17 protein-coding genes and 7 tRNA genes are annotated in these 16,410 nt (G+C 38.0%); 17 read left to right on the forward strand and 7 right to left on the reverse strand.

Annotated elements, in window-relative coordinates; all coding sequences use genetic code 11:
* Positions 1 to 135: 135 nt before the first annotated feature.
* Positions 136 to 738, reverse strand: a complete 603-nt coding sequence (locus BN6559_RS10295) for an EAL and HDOD domain-containing protein (RefSeq protein WP_110954626.1) — start codon at positions 736 to 738, stop codon at positions 136 to 138.
* 51 nt (positions 739 to 789) lie between these two features.
* The gene (locus BN6559_RS10300; protein WP_110954627.1) at positions 790 to 1,041 is read right to left on the reverse strand and encodes a helix-turn-helix domain-containing protein; all 252 of its coding nucleotides are present in this window, start codon (positions 1,039 to 1,041) and stop codon (positions 790 to 792) included.
* A 140-nt stretch (positions 1,042 to 1,181) separates the two neighbouring features.
* Here BN6559_RS10300 and BN6559_RS10305 point away from each other — a divergent pair, with 140 nt between their 5' ends.
* Positions 1,182 to 1,487 carry a helix-turn-helix domain-containing protein gene (locus tag BN6559_RS10305; RefSeq protein ID WP_110954628.1) on the forward strand — a complete coding sequence of 102 codons (306 nt, stop codon included), beginning with the start codon at positions 1,182 to 1,184 and terminating at the stop codon, positions 1,485 to 1,487.
* 102 nt (positions 1,488 to 1,589) lie between these two features.
* On the opposite strand, the gene BN6559_RS10310 is transcribed toward BN6559_RS10305, so the two are convergent.
* The gene (locus tag BN6559_RS10310; protein WP_110954629.1) at positions 1,590 to 2,831 is read right to left on the reverse strand and encodes an EAL and HDOD domain-containing protein; all 1,242 of its coding nucleotides are present in this window, start codon (positions 2,829 to 2,831) and stop codon (positions 1,590 to 1,592) included.
* A gap of 276 nt (positions 2,832 to 3,107) precedes the next feature.
* On the opposite strand from BN6559_RS10310, the gene BN6559_RS10315 reads away from it, so the two are divergent.
* The 15 genes from BN6559_RS10315 to BN6559_RS10385 all read left to right on the forward strand — a co-directional run bounded on the left by BN6559_RS10315 (position 3,108) and on the right by BN6559_RS10385 (position 13,827).
* A complete protein-coding gene (locus BN6559_RS10315) occupies positions 3,108 to 3,899 on the forward strand; it encodes a DUF2971 domain-containing protein (RefSeq protein ID WP_110954630.1) in 792 nt (263 codons plus the stop codon).
* Positions 3,900 to 4,072: 173 nt separating this feature from the next.
* Complete coding sequence (locus BN6559_RS10320) at positions 4,073 to 4,978, forward strand: nitroreductase family protein (RefSeq protein WP_110954631.1); 906 nt, start codon at positions 4,073 to 4,075, stop codon at positions 4,976 to 4,978.
* A gap of 172 nt (positions 4,979 to 5,150) precedes the next feature.
* Positions 5,151 to 7,853: a sigma 54-interacting transcriptional regulator gene (locus BN6559_RS10325; RefSeq protein WP_110954632.1), complete on the forward strand. Its 2,703-nt coding sequence runs from the start codon at positions 5,151 to 5,153 to the stop codon at positions 7,851 to 7,853.
* Between the two features lie 311 nt (positions 7,854 to 8,164).
* Positions 8,165 to 9,460 carry a PTS cellobiose transporter subunit IIC gene (gene celB, locus BN6559_RS10330; protein ID WP_110954633.1) on the forward strand — a complete coding sequence of 432 codons (1,296 nt, stop codon included), beginning with the start codon at positions 8,165 to 8,167 and terminating at the stop codon, positions 9,458 to 9,460.
* Positions 9,461 to 9,517: 57 nt separating this feature from the next.
* The gene (locus BN6559_RS10335) at positions 9,518 to 10,825 is read left to right on the forward strand and encodes an S-layer homology domain-containing protein (protein WP_110954634.1); all 1,308 of its coding nucleotides are present in this window, start codon (positions 9,518 to 9,520) and stop codon (positions 10,823 to 10,825) included.
* A gap of 64 nt (positions 10,826 to 10,889) precedes the next feature.
* The gene (locus BN6559_RS10340; protein ID WP_110954635.1) at positions 10,890 to 11,192 is read left to right on the forward strand and encodes a PTS sugar transporter subunit IIB; all 303 of its coding nucleotides are present in this window, start codon (positions 10,890 to 10,892) and stop codon (positions 11,190 to 11,192) included.
* Positions 11,193 to 11,215: 23 nt separating this feature from the next.
* Positions 11,216 to 11,515 (forward strand): PTS lactose/cellobiose transporter subunit IIA, encoded by a 300-nt coding sequence (locus BN6559_RS10345; RefSeq protein ID WP_110954636.1) that lies wholly within the window; start codon positions 11,216 to 11,218, stop codon positions 11,513 to 11,515.
* A gap of 16 nt (positions 11,516 to 11,531) precedes the next feature.
* Positions 11,532 to 12,965: a glycoside hydrolase family 1 protein gene (locus tag BN6559_RS10350; protein ID WP_199883920.1), complete on the forward strand. Its 1,434-nt coding sequence runs from the start codon at positions 11,532 to 11,534 to the stop codon at positions 12,963 to 12,965.
* 210 nt (positions 12,966 to 13,175) lie between these two features.
* Positions 13,176 to 13,250, forward strand: a tRNA-Glu gene (locus tag BN6559_RS10355).
* Between the two features lie 9 nt (positions 13,251 to 13,259).
* Positions 13,260 to 13,335, forward strand: a tRNA-Val gene (locus BN6559_RS10360).
* A 12-nt stretch (positions 13,336 to 13,347) separates the two neighbouring features.
* Positions 13,348 to 13,424 (forward strand) — tRNA-Asp (locus BN6559_RS10365).
* Between the two features lie 5 nt (positions 13,425 to 13,429).
* A tRNA-Phe gene (locus BN6559_RS10370) sits at positions 13,430 to 13,505 on the forward strand.
* 4 nt (positions 13,506 to 13,509) lie between these two features.
* Positions 13,510 to 13,585, forward strand: a tRNA-Lys gene (locus BN6559_RS10375).
* 6 nt (positions 13,586 to 13,591) lie between these two features.
* Positions 13,592 to 13,666 (forward strand) — tRNA-Glu (locus BN6559_RS10380).
* Between the two features lie 85 nt (positions 13,667 to 13,751).
* Positions 13,752 to 13,827 (forward strand) — tRNA-Val (locus BN6559_RS10385).
* A gap of 403 nt (positions 13,828 to 14,230) precedes the next feature.
* Here the strand turns inward: BN6559_RS10385 and BN6559_RS10390 are convergent.
* Genes BN6559_RS10390 through BN6559_RS19260 form a run of 4 tightly spaced genes read right to left on the reverse strand, consistent with a single transcriptional unit; the run spans position 14,231 to position 15,467 of the window.
* Positions 14,231 to 14,776 carry a glutathione peroxidase gene (locus BN6559_RS10390; RefSeq protein WP_110954638.1) on the reverse strand — a complete coding sequence of 182 codons (546 nt, stop codon included), beginning with the start codon at positions 14,774 to 14,776 and terminating at the stop codon, positions 14,231 to 14,233.
* Position 14,777: 1 nt separating this feature from the next.
* Positions 14,778 to 15,020, reverse strand: a complete 243-nt coding sequence (locus tag BN6559_RS10395) for a glutaredoxin domain-containing protein (protein WP_110954639.1) — start codon at positions 15,018 to 15,020, stop codon at positions 14,778 to 14,780.
* 2 nt (positions 15,021 to 15,022) lie between these two features.
* Positions 15,023 to 15,328: an NAD(P)/FAD-dependent oxidoreductase gene (locus BN6559_RS10400; RefSeq protein ID WP_199883921.1), complete on the reverse strand. Its 306-nt coding sequence runs from the start codon at positions 15,326 to 15,328 to the stop codon at positions 15,023 to 15,025.
* Positions 15,288 to 15,467 (reverse strand): FAD-dependent oxidoreductase, encoded by a 180-nt coding sequence (locus BN6559_RS19260; RefSeq protein WP_199883922.1) that lies wholly within the window; start codon positions 15,465 to 15,467, stop codon positions 15,288 to 15,290. The genes BN6559_RS10400 and BN6559_RS19260 overlap by 41 nt, the downstream gene beginning before the upstream one ends.
* Positions 15,468 to 15,649: 182 nt before the next feature.
* On the opposite strand from BN6559_RS19260, the gene BN6559_RS10405 reads away from it, so the two are divergent.
* The gene (locus BN6559_RS10405; RefSeq protein ID WP_110954640.1) at positions 15,650 to 15,886 is read left to right on the forward strand and encodes a DUF2164 domain-containing protein; all 237 of its coding nucleotides are present in this window, start codon (positions 15,650 to 15,652) and stop codon (positions 15,884 to 15,886) included.
* Positions 15,887 to 16,410: the final 524 nt, after the last annotated feature.

Here is a 16,410-nt window from a genome sequence, read left to right on the forward strand (position 1 = left end):
TTTGATTTTGAAGGACAGAGCGTTGAAAAAAATTGATCAAGGCTAAATGACTACAGTTCCACATGATGAATGGCTGAACGTATTGGACCATATAATAAGTTTTAAATCTATATTTGGAGTGCAATAAATTCACCATCATTTACTGGCTATAATTGACGGTTTGGAAAGAAAATATCCCTGAAAGTAGGAGAAGCCTAAGTGTAGGGCTTCCTGAAATTCTTCGTGTTTTTCTATTTTTTCGGCGAGGAACTTCAGCCGATAATTCCGTAATCGTTGTAAAAGCTGCCGACGATCTTTGGGTGAAGTTGTGCGAAAATCTATTTTAATGATATCGGCTAATTCTACTAATGAGAGGCGTTCTGGAGTAAATACAAAATCATCTAATACTAATAAATACCCATTTTGTTTTAGTTTCTGGCAAACGTTGATGATTTCTTCATCGGCCAGTACATCTTCTAAGATTTCTACACCGAGAATTTCTTTGGGTAGCATAACAGGAAGATTGTTTTTTAGGCAGTTTGTTGTGAAATTAATAAATGCTCTTTTTCCGTTGGTCAAGGTGTCTATACCGATGCGTAAAAAACTATTTCGGATTACATCAAGTGTTGCTTGGTCGCCGTTGATGCCGTCATAATGATTAACAAAACTACTGCGATAGAGTAACTCGTAGCCAAAAATATCTAAATTTACATCAAAAATTGGTTGGCGAGCTACTTGTACACCTAAATCTTTTAGCATAATCATTTCCTTTCATAAGCAGGCTGCGAATTTTAGATTGCAATTTGTATTTTATGGTTTTGTTTCTTCAGCAAGCAAAGATTTGGGAGGATTCTTGACCGGGTCATTGGTTAACAGATCGGGCAAGGATACGTCTAAGGCTGTTGCGAGTTGTTGAAAATAGATGATCCCGGGATTTTTTCGTTTGCCGGATTCGATTTCGCTGATTGCAGATTGTGGAACTTTCGATATAATTGCTAATTGGTTTTGGGATAACCCTTTACTTTTACGTAATTGCAATAATTGCTTACCAATATTGATCATATAGCCACCTCTAATACGAATTATAATAACATTTTATTCCTTTTAGTATTAATGTCAATACCAATTCGTATAATAAGTTATAAAAATATTTATGCTACACTCTAGCTATACGAATTCATATAAGTAAAGGGGTTATCATTGTGAAAATAGGACAGAGAATAAAAGAAATTCGAGAATCGCAAAATGTAAGCATGAATCGTCTGGCAAAACTATGTGAAGTTTCACAAGCAAACCTAAGCCGTATTGAAAGTGGGTATCAGCAGCCTGCTTTTGATACAATGGAGCGTATTATTTCCGCTTTGGGTTTTACTTTAGGTGAATTTTTTTCACTGCATAACTCTGAGGTTGATTCGGAGCTAAACAGTTTATTTGATATTGTAAGAAGTTTGAGACCAGAACAGAGACGGGCGTTAAAAGAGTTTTTAAGACAAATGAAAAAATCTTAATGTACCAATGCACGCGCCGATGGCTGTTCGCCATTGTCATAAAAAAACTGCCGCATTTTTTAATGCGACAGCCTTTGTATCATAATTTTTGTGATGAATTCTTTAGTGATTGCACATAATTAAGTTGTGTGCCCAAATTAAAGATTCTCGATATGCTTTTAATACGTCGTGTTCATGGAGCTTCAACTGTTTTATATAAACTAAACCATCCTTCCAATTGCCAATTTCATAAGTTTTTATTAATTGGTAGAGGATGAAAAATTGATTTTGTTCTTTTTCAAGTAAAGCGCGTTTAATTTCTTCGCTTAAAGAGAGTTCTTCAAGGATTTCACTCAGTGGACGATCCAGTAAAACGTCAAGGTGTGAAAACATACCCATGAGAAAGGCATCGGAAGTTCTCTGCGGACAAATTTTTTTTGCTGCTAGTTTTTCTGCAAAGCAAGCACGAATGAGTGAATTTAAAATTAATTCATCGGGTTTATTTGAAACAAGATTTTTCAGGGCGATTAAGGATACCCATTTGGTCAGTTCTTTTTTTCCCAAGAGTGCTAAAGCGTGCTGTAACGAGTTGATTTTAGTTTTAAAACCAAAAGCAGACGAATTCATAAATTTCAGTAATTTGTAAGATAGAGAGACGTCTTGTTTAATGATAGATTCCACTTTTTTTAGGTCCAATTCAGGCTGGTTGATTTCTTGGAGAATTCGCATATAACTTGTTTTATAACCGGACAAATCTTTGCCGGTTATGATGCAAGGTTTGCAAAAAAAATAGCCTTGAAAGTAGGAATATCCCATGCGAAGTGCATCCTGAAATTCTTCTGGAGTTTCAACTTTTTCAGCCAAAAATTTTAGGGGATAATTACGCATTTGATCAATTAATTGCTGTCGCTCACAGCGGTTTGTTGAGCGGAAATCAACTTTAATAATATCAGCAATTTTAATCAGCGGTAAAAAACGTGGTGCAAAAACAAAATCATCTAAAATGAGTAAATATCCTTTTTTCTTTAAATTTTCACAGGCGCAGATCAATTCTTCATCAGGTTCGACATTCTCTAGAATTTCCACAGCAATTGTTTCTTTCGGCAGCATAGCGGGAAGACTATTTTTTAACGCATTTGCAGTAAAATTTATAAACGCCTTTTTCCCATTGGTTAATACGTCAATGCCAATCAATAAAAAACTATTTGCGATGACATCAAGCGTCGCTTGATCGCCGTCAATGCCAGTATAATTATTTACGGCATTGTTGCTGCGAAATAGTAGTTCATAGCCAAAAACATTCAAATTCACATCAAAAATTGGTTGCCGAGCAACATGGACATCTGTTTGTTCCGGTTGTAGCATAATAAGCTCCCTTCCCAATCCTTTTCAATAAAAATCGTTCAATTTTCTATTAAGAGTACAAGGATAAGAGACTAACTTTGGTGTTATGTGCGCAGGATATGAAATTGTTTCGCTTCATCTAAGAATTTCGTACTTTGTGGATTCAAAATGATCATAATTTACAGAGATTCACACTCTTTTTCTACATAATTCTACGTAAGTAAATAAATTCCTGCTTTGTAGTATACTAGTGAATTATGGGATGCTTTAGTTATTGTGTATGTGAGGTGGAGATGCATGTTTTCGAAGATCGTAACTGATCAATATTTATATCATTATACAACTTTAGAAATTGCAATAGAAAAGATTTTATATTCGGGAAAAATTAGATTCGGGCCGTTTGAAGAAACGAATGATCCTCGTGAGTCACAGGACTGGAGAATCGTTGATGCGCTTCACTTACGATTGAAAAAATCCGGTGCTGATTTGATTTCCTCTGTAAATGAAGAACGATTAAAACGCTGTAAGGTACTTTGCTTAACACAGGATGATCGTTCAAATTGCCAGAGTGGTTTTGGTTGCAGAGGATTTGCCCGTGCCAGAATGTGGGCGCAATATGCGGGAAATCATCGGGGCGTTTGTTTAATTTTTGATGCAAAAAAGTTAGATCAAGAAATTGATAGAGCATTATCTGGTAAAGGAAAGGTATATCGAGGTGTTGTCACATATACGAATTCATTTCACGATGTGAGAGAAGCAGCTACTTTTAAAGCTGAAGAATTGACGAAAGATAGAATGAAATATATCGTACAAAAGCATATCGATAAGTATGCGAACACGATTTTCTTTCATAAAAATCGTGATTGGAGAGATGAGACAGAATATCGATATGTTTTTTACTCAGATGACATAGAATATCAATTTATTTCTCTTGATAAGATTTTGAAAGGGATCGTACTTGGAATTGATTTTCCGAACGTATATGATCCGGTGATTGGGCACTTTAAGGAGAAGTACGATCTGGAAGTCCGGTATATAGGCTGGGATAAAGGGATACCGTATATTCAGCCACTGAATAAAGATAAATAAGGGCATAGTTAACGATGTTGTATCGCTTAATTATGCCGTCTTTGTTATAGTGGTTTATTTTACTTGTGAAATAATACACAAAATGGTATTATTTTCATAAAAGGGCAATGTAGAATTTTATGATATAAAGAGAACGTGTTTTATGAAATGACATTGGAAGGGGGAGACCCTGCATGGCAGTTAAAACCACACGGACACAAGTCAATGCAAAGGTGCACGTCGACAATACACGTTGCACAGCTTGTGGATTATGCAGTAAAGTATGCAGTTCAGTTTTGTATATGGAAAACGGGTGCGTGAGGATCAAAGCGGATAATCTTTTTGGTTGTATTGGCTGTGCACAGTGTCAGATGGTTTGTCCTGAAGGCTGTATAACTGTTCACGGACGGACGTTATCGGTTTCCGATGATTTACCGTTGCCAGAACAAACAAAATGTGCAGATTATGAAAATCTTCATGCGTTAATGCTGTCTAGACGTAGTGTGAGAAGATTTCAACATAAAGAAGTTGAGAAAACGAAAATTACAAAAATTCTAGATGCGGCTGCAACAGCACCGATGGGAATACCTCCGTCGGATGTAAGTGTTTTGGTATTGGAGGGCTTTGATAAAGTACGTGGATTTTCCTTCGATTTTATTGATTTTGTTGCGGCAAAGCGGTGGTTTCTTTCTAAGCCAATGCGAGTTCTACTTAGACCTTTTATTGGAAAGGCGTATTGCGAAATGTTTGACGATTTTGTAGAACCCTTTCTGGATTTTGCTATTGAAGGAAAGAAAAATCAAGAAGATTATATTCTTTACGGGGCACCGCTTGCAATGGTTTTTCAAGGGTCACCTTATGCCGATCCGGCTGATGCACAGATTGCGGCTACTTATGCGATGCTTGCCGCAGAAGCTTTGGGATTGGGTACTTGTATGATTGGCTCAGTTATACCCTGGCTTGCATATGCAGGTGCGTTTAGAGTGAAGTATCATTTGCGGCCGGATCTGAAAAATGGTTTAGTCGTTATTTTTGGATACGCAGAAATAGAGTATTTGCGCGGGATACGGCGAACGTTTGCACAGGTAGATTATATCTGAACTTTTAAAGCTTGGTTAAATGTGCAGCGATAAATAGCAATAGGCGTATAAATGAATGAACAAATCATTTATTTTCCATATAAATAATTAAAAGCAGGTTTTTGACGTTTATTGGCAAATGTTATAACTATAAAATATTATTTGCTAAATTATATTTATAGGTGAGGGCGAAATGAAGCGGATTGAGCATGTTTTTGAAATGGTGAAAAGTTTGTGCAGTGAACGACGTTCGTGTACTGGTGTAAGTACAGATGACATTGCAAATGAACTTGGGATTCAACGATCAAATGCCTCCGGAGATTTAAATGCACTTGTAAAAGCGGGCAGATTAGAAAAAATTGAAGGAAAGCCGGTCTTATATAAACTGACACAGAAAAATGTAAAGGATGACTATACACCGCTGGAATCTTCTATCATGGATCAAATTATTGGGGCAAATAAAAGCTTGAAAACTGCTGTACAGAAAGCAAAGGCAGCCGTTATGTATCCACCGTTGGGACTACATACCTTGTTGTTTGGGGAGACAGGCGTTGGAAAGTCTATGTTTGCAGAGTGTATTTTTCGGTATGCCAAAGCAATTGGTCGATTAAAAGCCGATGCACCATTTGTCGCGTTTAACTGTGCGGACTATGCACATAATCCGCAGCTTTTACTTACGCAGTTATTTGGCGCGAAGAAAGGAAGTTATACAGGTGCCGAGCGAGATCGAAGCGGATTAGTAGAAAAGGCCGATCATGGAATCTTATTTTTAGATGAAGTACATCGACTCCCGCCGGAAGGGCAGGAGATGCTATTTTATTTGATTGATAAAGGTGCTTTTCGCAGTATGGGGGATGTAGAAGCCTATCAAAAAGTAGAAGTTTTGATTATTTGTGCTACGACGGAACAGAATGATTCTGCATTGCTGCGGACTTTTACACGACGCATTCCGATGATGATTCATTTACCTCCGATCAGAGAACGGACAATGAATGAACGATGGGAGCTGATTAAATGCTTTTTTCAAAGAGAGGCGCAATGCTTAAAGGTACCAATTGGCATTTCACCAAATTCATTGAAAGCGTTTTTGCTCTATGATTGTGTCAACAATATCGGTCAGCTAAAAAATGATATCAAACTCAGCTGTGCCAAAGCATTTTTGGATTATGTGGGCAGTAACGATAAAGTGCTGCGTGTCCATAGTGAAGATTTACCGGAATATATTAGACGTGGTTTCGTCAAATATAAAGAACATCGCGGTGAGTTGGATAAAATCGGCGTGATGGAAGAAATCATTTTTCATCCATCACAAGATGCCTGTGTTGAGGCTCAACAGGCAGGTGCGTTTAACATTTACGAATCGTTAGAAGAGAAAATGATGGATTTAAAAGCAAAAGGGTTGAGCGAAAGTGATGTTCAGCTGATTTTGGCAATGGACATCGAAACTTACATAAAAAAATATATGATGAAATTCAGGCAGGGGAATCTGGAAGAATTATATAAAATTGTTGACAGAAAAGTAGTTGACGTTGCACAGGAATTTTTGCGATATGTTAGTGAACGGCTAGAACGACAATATGATGATAAAATCTTATTTGGTATGAGTATTCATATTTCGAGTACGTTGGAGCGCATCCGGGAAGGACGGGAAATTTCAAATCCTTATCTGGATGAAATACAAAAGCTATATGCAAAAGAATTTGTAATTGCCCAATATTTTGCGGTGCTTATACAAAAAAATTTCGCGATACAGGTTCCTATGGCAGAAGTCGGATTTATTACAATGTTTTTGGTCGCGGATGATTATATTGAAAAGACCAATACGGGGCGGGTCGGCGTAATTGTGGCAATGCATGGTGTCAGTACCGCGAGCTCAATGGCAGAGGTCGCCAATCGACTGCTAGGGGAGAAACATGTAGTGGGCTATGATATGCCTTTAGATCAAAAAACTGAAACAGCCTTGGAGAATATTACAAAACTGATTGAAGTGCATAATGAGGGACAAGGTGTTATTCTTCTTGTTGATATGGGATCATTGGTGATGTTTGGTGACATGATTTATGAACGTACTTTAGTGCCGATTAAGACAGTTGAGATGGTGAGTACACCAATGGTTTTAGAAGCGGCACGTAAATCTTTGATGCGTGTTTCTTTAAATGATATTTATTATGCAGTGACCAATTTAAGCCCGTATATCGGGCGTATGCATGGGAATGTATTTCGTGAGCAGTTGAAAGATAATGTGATTGTAACGGCATGTATTACTGGTCAGGGGACGGCGATCAAATTAAAAAATATGATCGAAAAATCTTTGCAGGAAAATGGCCGAAAGATTGATGTTATACCCATTGAAATCGGCAGCATAAAAAATTTTGAGCGGCAGTTGGATAAGGTCAAACAGGAAAAAAATCTGGTTGCAGTTGTAAGCAGTATCAGACCACAGGATCGAAGCATTAAACATATTTCTACGAAGCAACTGATCGAGGGAGATTTGGAGCCTTTACTTATGGAAAGCATGGGCGAAGTAAGACAGACGGAGCTGGTACTGGAAAAAGTTCAGTTTATGCAAGAAGTCATTCAAGAGAATCTTAAAATTGATGGCGAAAAATTTATGCAAGCATGGAATGCATTTTATAAAAAGTTAAAAAATTATAATCTTGTATTGAGTGAAGAAGTCGGAATTGGATTGATTATGCATTTGGCTTGTGTTGTTGAAAAATTAGTAAGGGGTGAAAGCCTTGACTATACAAAACAAAGGCATATTGATGAGCGTGATAAATATGAAGCAAGTTATAAAGCTATAGCAGATTGTCTACGCGCATTAGAGGAAAGCTTTCAAATTACATTGGATGAATATGAATATGAGAATATAGTAAAACTCATGTATTATCTGTGATGTTTATATGCGAGAAGCAATAGCAGCAGATTGCTGAAGTTTATTGTGTAGACAGTCTGAACAGATGTTTAGGTTTGAGCCTAAACATCTGTTTTTTCATTCTAAGATACGATACAAAAAAGAATACACAAAAATACACATGACGATCAGAATTGAAAATTATCAGGCTTTTCAAATAATTAGGACAAATTTATGTGTATTGGCATAGTTCTTGCGTTTAAGAAAAGTAAAAGGAAAGGAGGAAAATGAGAACGCGGGTGTGAGATTGCGTGATGAGTCTGAATACCAAAGTAGAAAAGGAGTGTATATGTATGGACGGAATTATTAAATGGCTTGAAGAAACTTATACGCCGATCGCCTCACGAATTGGAGAACAACGGCATTTGAAAGCAATTAGAGATGGTATCGTAGCCCTCATACCTTTATTATTGATAGGATCGTTATTTCTTATTTTGGCTTTTCCGCCAATCCCAGTGTTAGCGGATATGGTAAAACCTTATGTGGGCAGTTTATGTTCGGTCAACAATGCTACCATGGGGCTTATGGGACTTATGGCAGCTTTTTCGGTAGCATACTCATTAGCGAATTCTTACAAAATGGATCCGTTAGCGAATTCTTTATTCAGTGTAGCAGCTTTTATGCTGGCAACGCCATTTACGAAGGATGGTAATATTACCTCTGCATGGATGGGGAGTAAAGGATTGTTTGTTGCGATGCTGTCCGCCGTTTTTGTAGTAGAAATTCAGCGGTATATGATTCGCAAGAATTTTGTATTTAAATTGCCAGAAGGGGTACCGCCGGCAGTCATGCGTTCTTTTACTGCGTTGCTCCCTGGTTTTACAGCACTTGCTATTGTTTGGGTGATTAATAGCGTATTATTAACTGGTCAAACCAATGTTCAAGATTTTATTTATAAGATTCTTGCGGCACCAATTCTTAGTATGGGCGCTACATTACCGGCATTTTTGCTCTGCATATTGTTTGCACAGTTATTATGGTGTGTAGGACTGCATGGTGCTGCCTTGGTACAGGGAACGATGAGCCCAGTATGGTTTGCATTAGCTGAACAGAATGCTGCTGCAAAGGCTGCTGGTGAAGCCCTTCCGAATATCGTCTGTAATCAGTTGTGGGATGTGTATGCATTGATCGGTGGATCGGGTGCTACTTTGGCACTGGCTTTTATGCTGCTCTTATTTAGCAGATCCAGACAGTTAAAAGTTCTTGGAAAGTCGGCGATTGGACCTTCGCTTTTCAACATCAATGAGCCAATTTTATTTGGAATGCCAATTGTCATGAATCCGGTGATCATGATTCCATTTATCTTTGCGCCATTGATTACTGCAACGATTGCGTATTTTGCGATTGATGCAGGTTTAGTGGATAAAATGTTTGCAATTGCGCCGTGGACTACGCCGCCAATTATCAATGCTTTCTTAGATACCGGAGATATCAGAGCCTCCGTATTACAATTAATTTGCTTCTTAGTTTCCGGTGCGATTTACTATCCATTCTTTAAGATGTGGGATAAAGCGAAATTAAAAGAGGAAAAAGGTGCAATCGCGGAGACAAAACCATCTGTAACATCAAACCAAAGTTTTCATGTTTAAAATCAGTAATTTGGGATGGCATTTAAAAAAATCATTGCATATTGAGGAGAGAAAAAAATGAAAAAAAGTTTAAGTACAATTTTGGCTTTGACACTTTCGGCTGGGATTACGGGAACAGCACTTGCATCCAGTATTTTTTCTGATGTACCTGAGAAACATTGGAGTTATGATGCTGTCAATCAATTAGCAAAAGATGGTATAATAGAGGGGTATCAAGACGGAACTTATAGAGGAGATCACGTTTTAAGCCGTTATGAAATGGCGATTATTGTCGCTAGGGCAATGACGAAAGTAGATCAGGCAAGTGCACAAGATCAAGCTTTAATTAGAAAGCTTGAAGCGGAATATGCTACAGAAATAGATAAACTAAATGATAAGTACGATAAATTAGATAAACGAGTCGATAAGGTAATGCTCAGTGGTTTTGTAAGAGCGAAATATGACAGTGATACGAGCAATGGGCTCAGTACCAATGTCAATAAACATTTCTACATGAATTTAGAAGGAAAAATGAAAGTTGACGATCAATGGGATGCACATTTTCAAAGTGAAACGCGCAAAGGGTATACTGCCAATGGACAGTATTGGAGAACCAAAGGTGATGATGATCAGGACGGTACTTTCCAAAGGATTTGGGTTGAGGGAAGAAACGGACAAGTTGGCGTAACCATGGGGAAAAAATGGTGGGGGTATGGTTTCCAAAATGTTGCATTCGGTCATGCGGCGAACGGTATTCAACTGGATTATAATTTTTCACCGAGTTGGAAGGGCAGTGTATTCAGTCTAAGACCAACGCAGGGAAATTTAATGAGCATGGCAGATGGCTCGGTAGATTCGCAATCGGCCAATATTAAAGGGGTAAATTTTGTTGGTAAGTTGGGCAAGAATCTAGAAGCGAATTTGGTGCTTGCCGGAAATGATGATAAGGATGTACAAAAGATGGATCGATGGGGTTCCTTAGATCTAAGAACGAAGTTAAATCAGAATTTGGTACTTACTACAACGTATGCTAAAACAAATGCGGATCTTGAAGATAGTAGTCAGGAATACAGATTGGATTATAAGGGTGTAGATCTGAATAAAGTGGGGTCTTTTGGTGCGTATGTTCGTTATGTGAACTTTGGCAAATACGGAGATGCTTCACATGATGATGAATGGTGTTCCTTACCAACGGATATGAAAGGCTGGATTTTTGGAGTCACCTATGTACCATATAAAAATGTACAATGGGAAACATTCTATTCTGAACAGAAATTAAATATTTCAGGTCTTAGTACCGGAGATTATAATTACGGCACAGGAACCGCTGTGGAGCAGAATGCAAAACGAAAACTAATTCGTACGCAATTAGATTTCCATTTCTAAAAAAGAAATTTTTTGTAATAAAGGGTTTGGGAAAGGGATTTTACATAAAAGAGGGGAACACGTGATGAATATTTTATTGGTCTGTTCAGCGGGAATGTCAACAAGTTTATTGGTGACAAAGATGCAAAAAGAAAGTGAAGCCAGCGGTGGAGATGATAACATCTTTGCTTGTTCGGTAGATCAGCTGGATGAGTATATCGATACATATGATGTCGTATTGATCGGTCCGCAGATTCGATATAAAGCGAAGAGTATCGGCGAAATTGCTGCTGCTAAAGGAAAAGTTTCGGCGGTGATTGATTCGGTAAGCTATGGCATGGTAGACGGAAAGAAAGTTCTCGCGCAAGCATATGCCATGAAAGGATAGTTGATTTTTAGGAGGCAGTATTTATGAATAGCGAGCAAATTGTTTTTACGATGATCTTGCATGCAGGTGATGCCCGCAGCCACGCGCTTGAAGCCTTACGTTGTGCTCGTAAAGGAGAATTCAGCAAAGCCGAAGACCTTATGGGCAAGGCAAAAGCCGAACTTATTGAGGCGCATCATATTCAGACGGAGCTTTTACAAGCAGAGTCACGGGGCGAAAAGCAAGAGGTAAATTTATTATTAATCCATGCACAAGATCATTTGATGACGGCTATTTTAGCAAAAGACTTAATTGAAGAGATGATTTTATTATATAAGAAATGAAAAGGGGATAATGTACGTGAGATATTATTTACCTGAGAATTTTATGATGGGTGCTTCAGCATCTGCTTGGCAGACGGAAGGATGGGCGGGTAAAACGGCAAAGCAGGATTCTCTGATCGATACTGCCTACAAAACAAATCCGGAAAGATGGCACCAAGGCTATGGGCCAACCATTGCAACCGATTTTTATCATCGCTATAAAGAAGATTGTGCATTGATGAAACAAATGGGGTTGAAAGCCTATCGAACATCAATTGATTGGTCCAGATTTATCAAAGACTATGAAACTGGAGAGGTCAATGAAGAAGCAGCGGCTTTTTATAGTGCCGTAATTGATGAATTGATTCATAATGGTGTTGAACCAATTCTTTGCTTAGAACATTGGGAATTACCCAATCAATTGTTCGAGAAGTATGGTGGCTGGAAATCCAAAAAAGTTGTGGAGCTTTATGTTCAATATGCTGAAGCTGCATTTCAGCTGTATGGCGATAGAGTGAAATATTGGTTTACCTTTAATGAACCGATTGTATTTCCTGAACTGGCAATTATGGATGGCGTTTGGTATCCATATAAAAATGATACGCAGGAAGCGATGCAGTGGAACTATCATAAAGTATTAGCAACTGCAAAGGCTGTTCAGGTATATCATGAAAAAGGATATGGCAAAAAAATAAATGGGAAAATCGGCATTATTATCAATGCAGCACCAAGTTACCCGCGTTCTACATCTGCTGATGATGTGTATGCGGCTAAAATGCATGATTTATTCTATAATAAAATCTATATGGATCCGTGCATTAAAGGTGAGTTTCCTAAAGAATACTTTTCCATACTGAGAGAACATGATTGCATGATTGATGTTACAGAGGAAGAGTTGTCAATCATAAAAGCCAATACAATCGATCTTATGGGGTTGAATTATTACCGTCCTAATCGCGTAAAAGCTAGGATGTCTGCATGGAACTCAAAGATTAAATTCAGCCCGCATTACTATTATGATGAGTATGAACTGCAAGGGAAGAAAATGAATCCATTCCGAGGCTGGGAAATTTATGCGAAGGGATTATACGATTTTGCCATGATATTAAAAAAAGAATATCATGATTTGCCTTGGTTAGTTACGGAAAGCGGCATGGGCGTAGAGGGAGAATGGCAGCATAAAGATGCAACTGGGGTAATCCAAGATGATTATCGGATCGATTTTGTTGCGGATCATCTGCGCTGGTTATACAAAGCAATTGATGAAGGCAGTCAATGTTTTGGGTACTTGATGTGGAATTTCACGGACAATGTTTCTCCTTATAATGCATTTAAAAATCGTTATGGGTACGTGGAAATTGATTTAGAAGATAATAGAAACAGACGAATAAAGAAATCGGGTCATTGGATTAAAAAGACTATGCAAGATGGTTATTTTGAATATGATGAATTTGAACCTAGTTATAAATAACTTTTTATAACTATTGAGAAAAAAGATCTTAAAACCTTGCGATTTGTTCGCAGGGTTTTTCTTTTGATTGACAGCTGTCTTTATTTGGTGAAAAAAATAATAAAATAAACTATTGCAAAATAGAATGATGTTGTGTATACTAATCAAGTGACGTAAGCGTCAAATTGTTGCATGAGTAGTATTTTTGGCGTATTTTGTCATTGGTTTTGTGGCCCGTTGGTCAAGCGGTTAAGACACCGCCCTTTCACGGCGGCTTCACGAGTTCGAATCTCGTACGGGTCACCAATTTTATATGGGCGATTAGCTCAGCTGGGAGAGCGCCTGCCTTACAAGCAGGATGTCGGCAGTTCGATCCTGTCATCGCCCACCAAAAAAACAATATGGCCTGGTAGTTTAGTTGGTTAGAATGCCGCCCTGTCACGGCGGAGGTCGTGGGTTCGAGTCCCATCCAGGTCGCCATTTATGCCTTGGTAGCTCAGTCGGTAGAGCAGAGGACTGAAAATCCTCGTGTCGGCAGTTCGATTCTGTCCTAAGGCACCATTATGATCCACTAGCTCAGTCGGTAGAGCACCTGACTTTTAATCAGGGTGTCCCGCGTTCGAGTCGCGGGTGGATCACCATTTTGTGGCCCGTTGGTCAAGCGGTTAAGACACCGCCCTTTCACGGCGGCTTCACGAGTTCGAATCTCGTACGGGTCACCAAAAAAAGCAGAGAACCAAAATCAGAATTGATTTTGTGTGATTCGCTTTGTTCCGAGCGTAAGTGAGGAACCTCCATTTATTTTATGGGCGATTAGCTCAGCTGGGAGAGCGCCTGCCTTACAAGCAGGATGTCGGCAGTTCGATCCTGTCATCGCCCACCAATGATATAAAGAGTAGAGACTATCTAACTAGATAGTCTCTTTTTAGTATGTAGATAAACTATGGACAGATAGGTCGCTGGTCGGCGATAAGCGCTCAGCTGCGTCGTTACAGTAAGGTGCTACTCGTCGACGTACCGACGTACGACTCCTCCGTAACACCTTACTGTGCCTAGCATCTAAGCACTTCTCACCAACCAGCAATCTATCTTCGTACTAGTTTATGAGTGGAACGGATGTAGTTATTTTCTAGGGCTTGACATAAATATTTTATTTCATCGACAACCTAAAGAGGCTACCTAGCTAGATAGCCTCTTTTAGTATGTTGTTATTCAAGTTTATAAATGATCTGTGAAGTTTTACTTCACTTCGGGGCGTGTATGTTAGCTGCTTCGATCGAATGAAATTAAAGTAATTTTTCAATTGCTTCTTTCATTGCGGATGGTTCTGTTGTAGGCTCATACCGTTTAACGACGTTGCCGTTTCGATCAATTAAAAACTTCGTAAAGTTCCATTTAATTGAATTACCCTCCAAGAAGGCAGGGAATCTTTCTTTTAATACATTGTGTAATTTTTCTCCGGTTGGATGGTTATAATCAAACCCTTGAAAAGGCTCTTGGTCGCTTAGATATTGGAAAAGCGGATGGATGTTTTCATCACGTACATTTATTTTTTCAAATAACGGGAAAGTTACCCCATAATTCACTTGGCAGAAATTTTGTATCTCATCGCTTGTACCAGGTTCTTGTTCAGCAAATTGATTGCTCGGAAAACCTAGAATTACGAGACCTTGATCTTTATATTGCAGATATAAATCTTGCAGTCCCTTATATTGAGGTGTAAAACCGCATTTGCTTGCAGTGTTTGCAATAATGAGTACCTTTCCTTTGTATTTTGAGAGTGATACTTCTTCACCTTTGATGGTTTTTGCGTTAAAATCATAAATATTCATTTTACATTCCTCCTTGGTTTAAGTTTAAATACGTATCCAATTCTTCTTTGTTAAAGCCGATGACAACATTTTTTTCAATCTGTGCGACAGGGACGTTAAGTTGATTTGTAAGAGCAAATAATTCGTCTCGACCGGCTTCATCGTCTTCGACATTGACCTCGGTAAAATCGATATTGTTTAGGGAAAGATATTTTTTTAATTTTTGGCACCATGGACAATTTGGAATAGAATATACTTTAACCATTTTTACTGCTCCTTTCCTTTTTCTGCAATGTATTTTTCAGCGAGCAGAGCGGCTACGGTTCCATCAGCAGCAGCGGTTGTTAGTTGCCGTATGGGTTTTGTTCGTATATCGCCTGCAGCGAAAACACCTTTAATATTGGTTTCACAAGTCTCTCCAGCGATAATATGCCCGGATTTAGCCAGTGCTATATCGTTTTTATATAACTGTGTTCTTGGCTCAACGCCGATATTTACAAAGATACCATTTACATCTAATGTTTTTTGTACATTAGATGAGGTGTCCGGGATAATTTTCAATGCCGTAGGCATCAATGATTTGTCCGCCTACGAGTTCATCTTCTAAAATTAAGGTAGTTAACTTCATTCGTGCAGCATATAATCCGGCAGTTAATCCACCAATGCCGGCACCGATAATAAGCACATCCAATGGCTTTTGTGATTTTGGCAATTGTCTCACCTGCTTTCAGTTTTATAAAAAGTTAAGGAGAAATAATGCACTGAATCTGATAAAATTTTTACTGTAGTATAATACTAGAGTAACCGTTTTTATCTTATTTTACAATCTTTACGTTATTTAGATAATTTAACTATTCTAATTATAAAATTTTCAAGAGGGGAAGGTCGTTTATTATGAACTGCATAGAGTTGAGCAAGGAGCGGAAGCAAATTCTCATCGAAGAAATCAAAAAAATTTTTATGCACGAATATGATGAGGAGATAAGCACTTTTAAGGCTGAAAATTATTTGGACTTTACCTTGAACACTATGGGCGTATATATTTACAATCAGGCGATTGCAGATACGCATGAGTTCATGCAGCAAAAAACAGAGGAACTATTTAGTTTGGAAAAGCGGGTTATTAAATAAGATAACCTTAGATTTGAAATAAGTTAGTGAGTGAAAGACAATAATAATAGCGAATGCAAGTTGCATTCGCTATTATAAAATCGTCCTCTACTACGATAAGAAATATGGCATATAAGAATAAATTATTTATTCTTATATGCCATCATAGGGTGCAGTATTGTGTTGTATACTATAATTTAAGATTTTTTTACTTTCATGAATTTGCAGTTATTGCATTTTGGTTGATGCGCATCGTATTCCTCAGGGGATACGGCTGCATTTAGATAGCATTTGCCTTCCCAGCAATATAGACATTGGCAAGTTTCTTCTTGTTTCATAGAGGACACATCCTTTCAAAGGTTTGATTTATTTCAGATGGAAGATTCCAATCCTGAAAGCGGATTCAGCTTGTTTTGAAAATGTATATTCTTAAATCAAGCTACATTTTTTATTATACGTATATTAAAAAAATAGTAAATAGATTTACAGTATGTATACAGAATAATTGAATTGTATACAGTATGTGATAATACAAAACTCGAAAT

This window comes from Massilibacillus massiliensis (assembly GCF_900086705.1).
Taxonomy (GTDB): domain Bacteria; phylum Bacillota; class Negativicutes; order FLKF01; family FLKF01; genus Massilibacillus; species Massilibacillus massiliensis.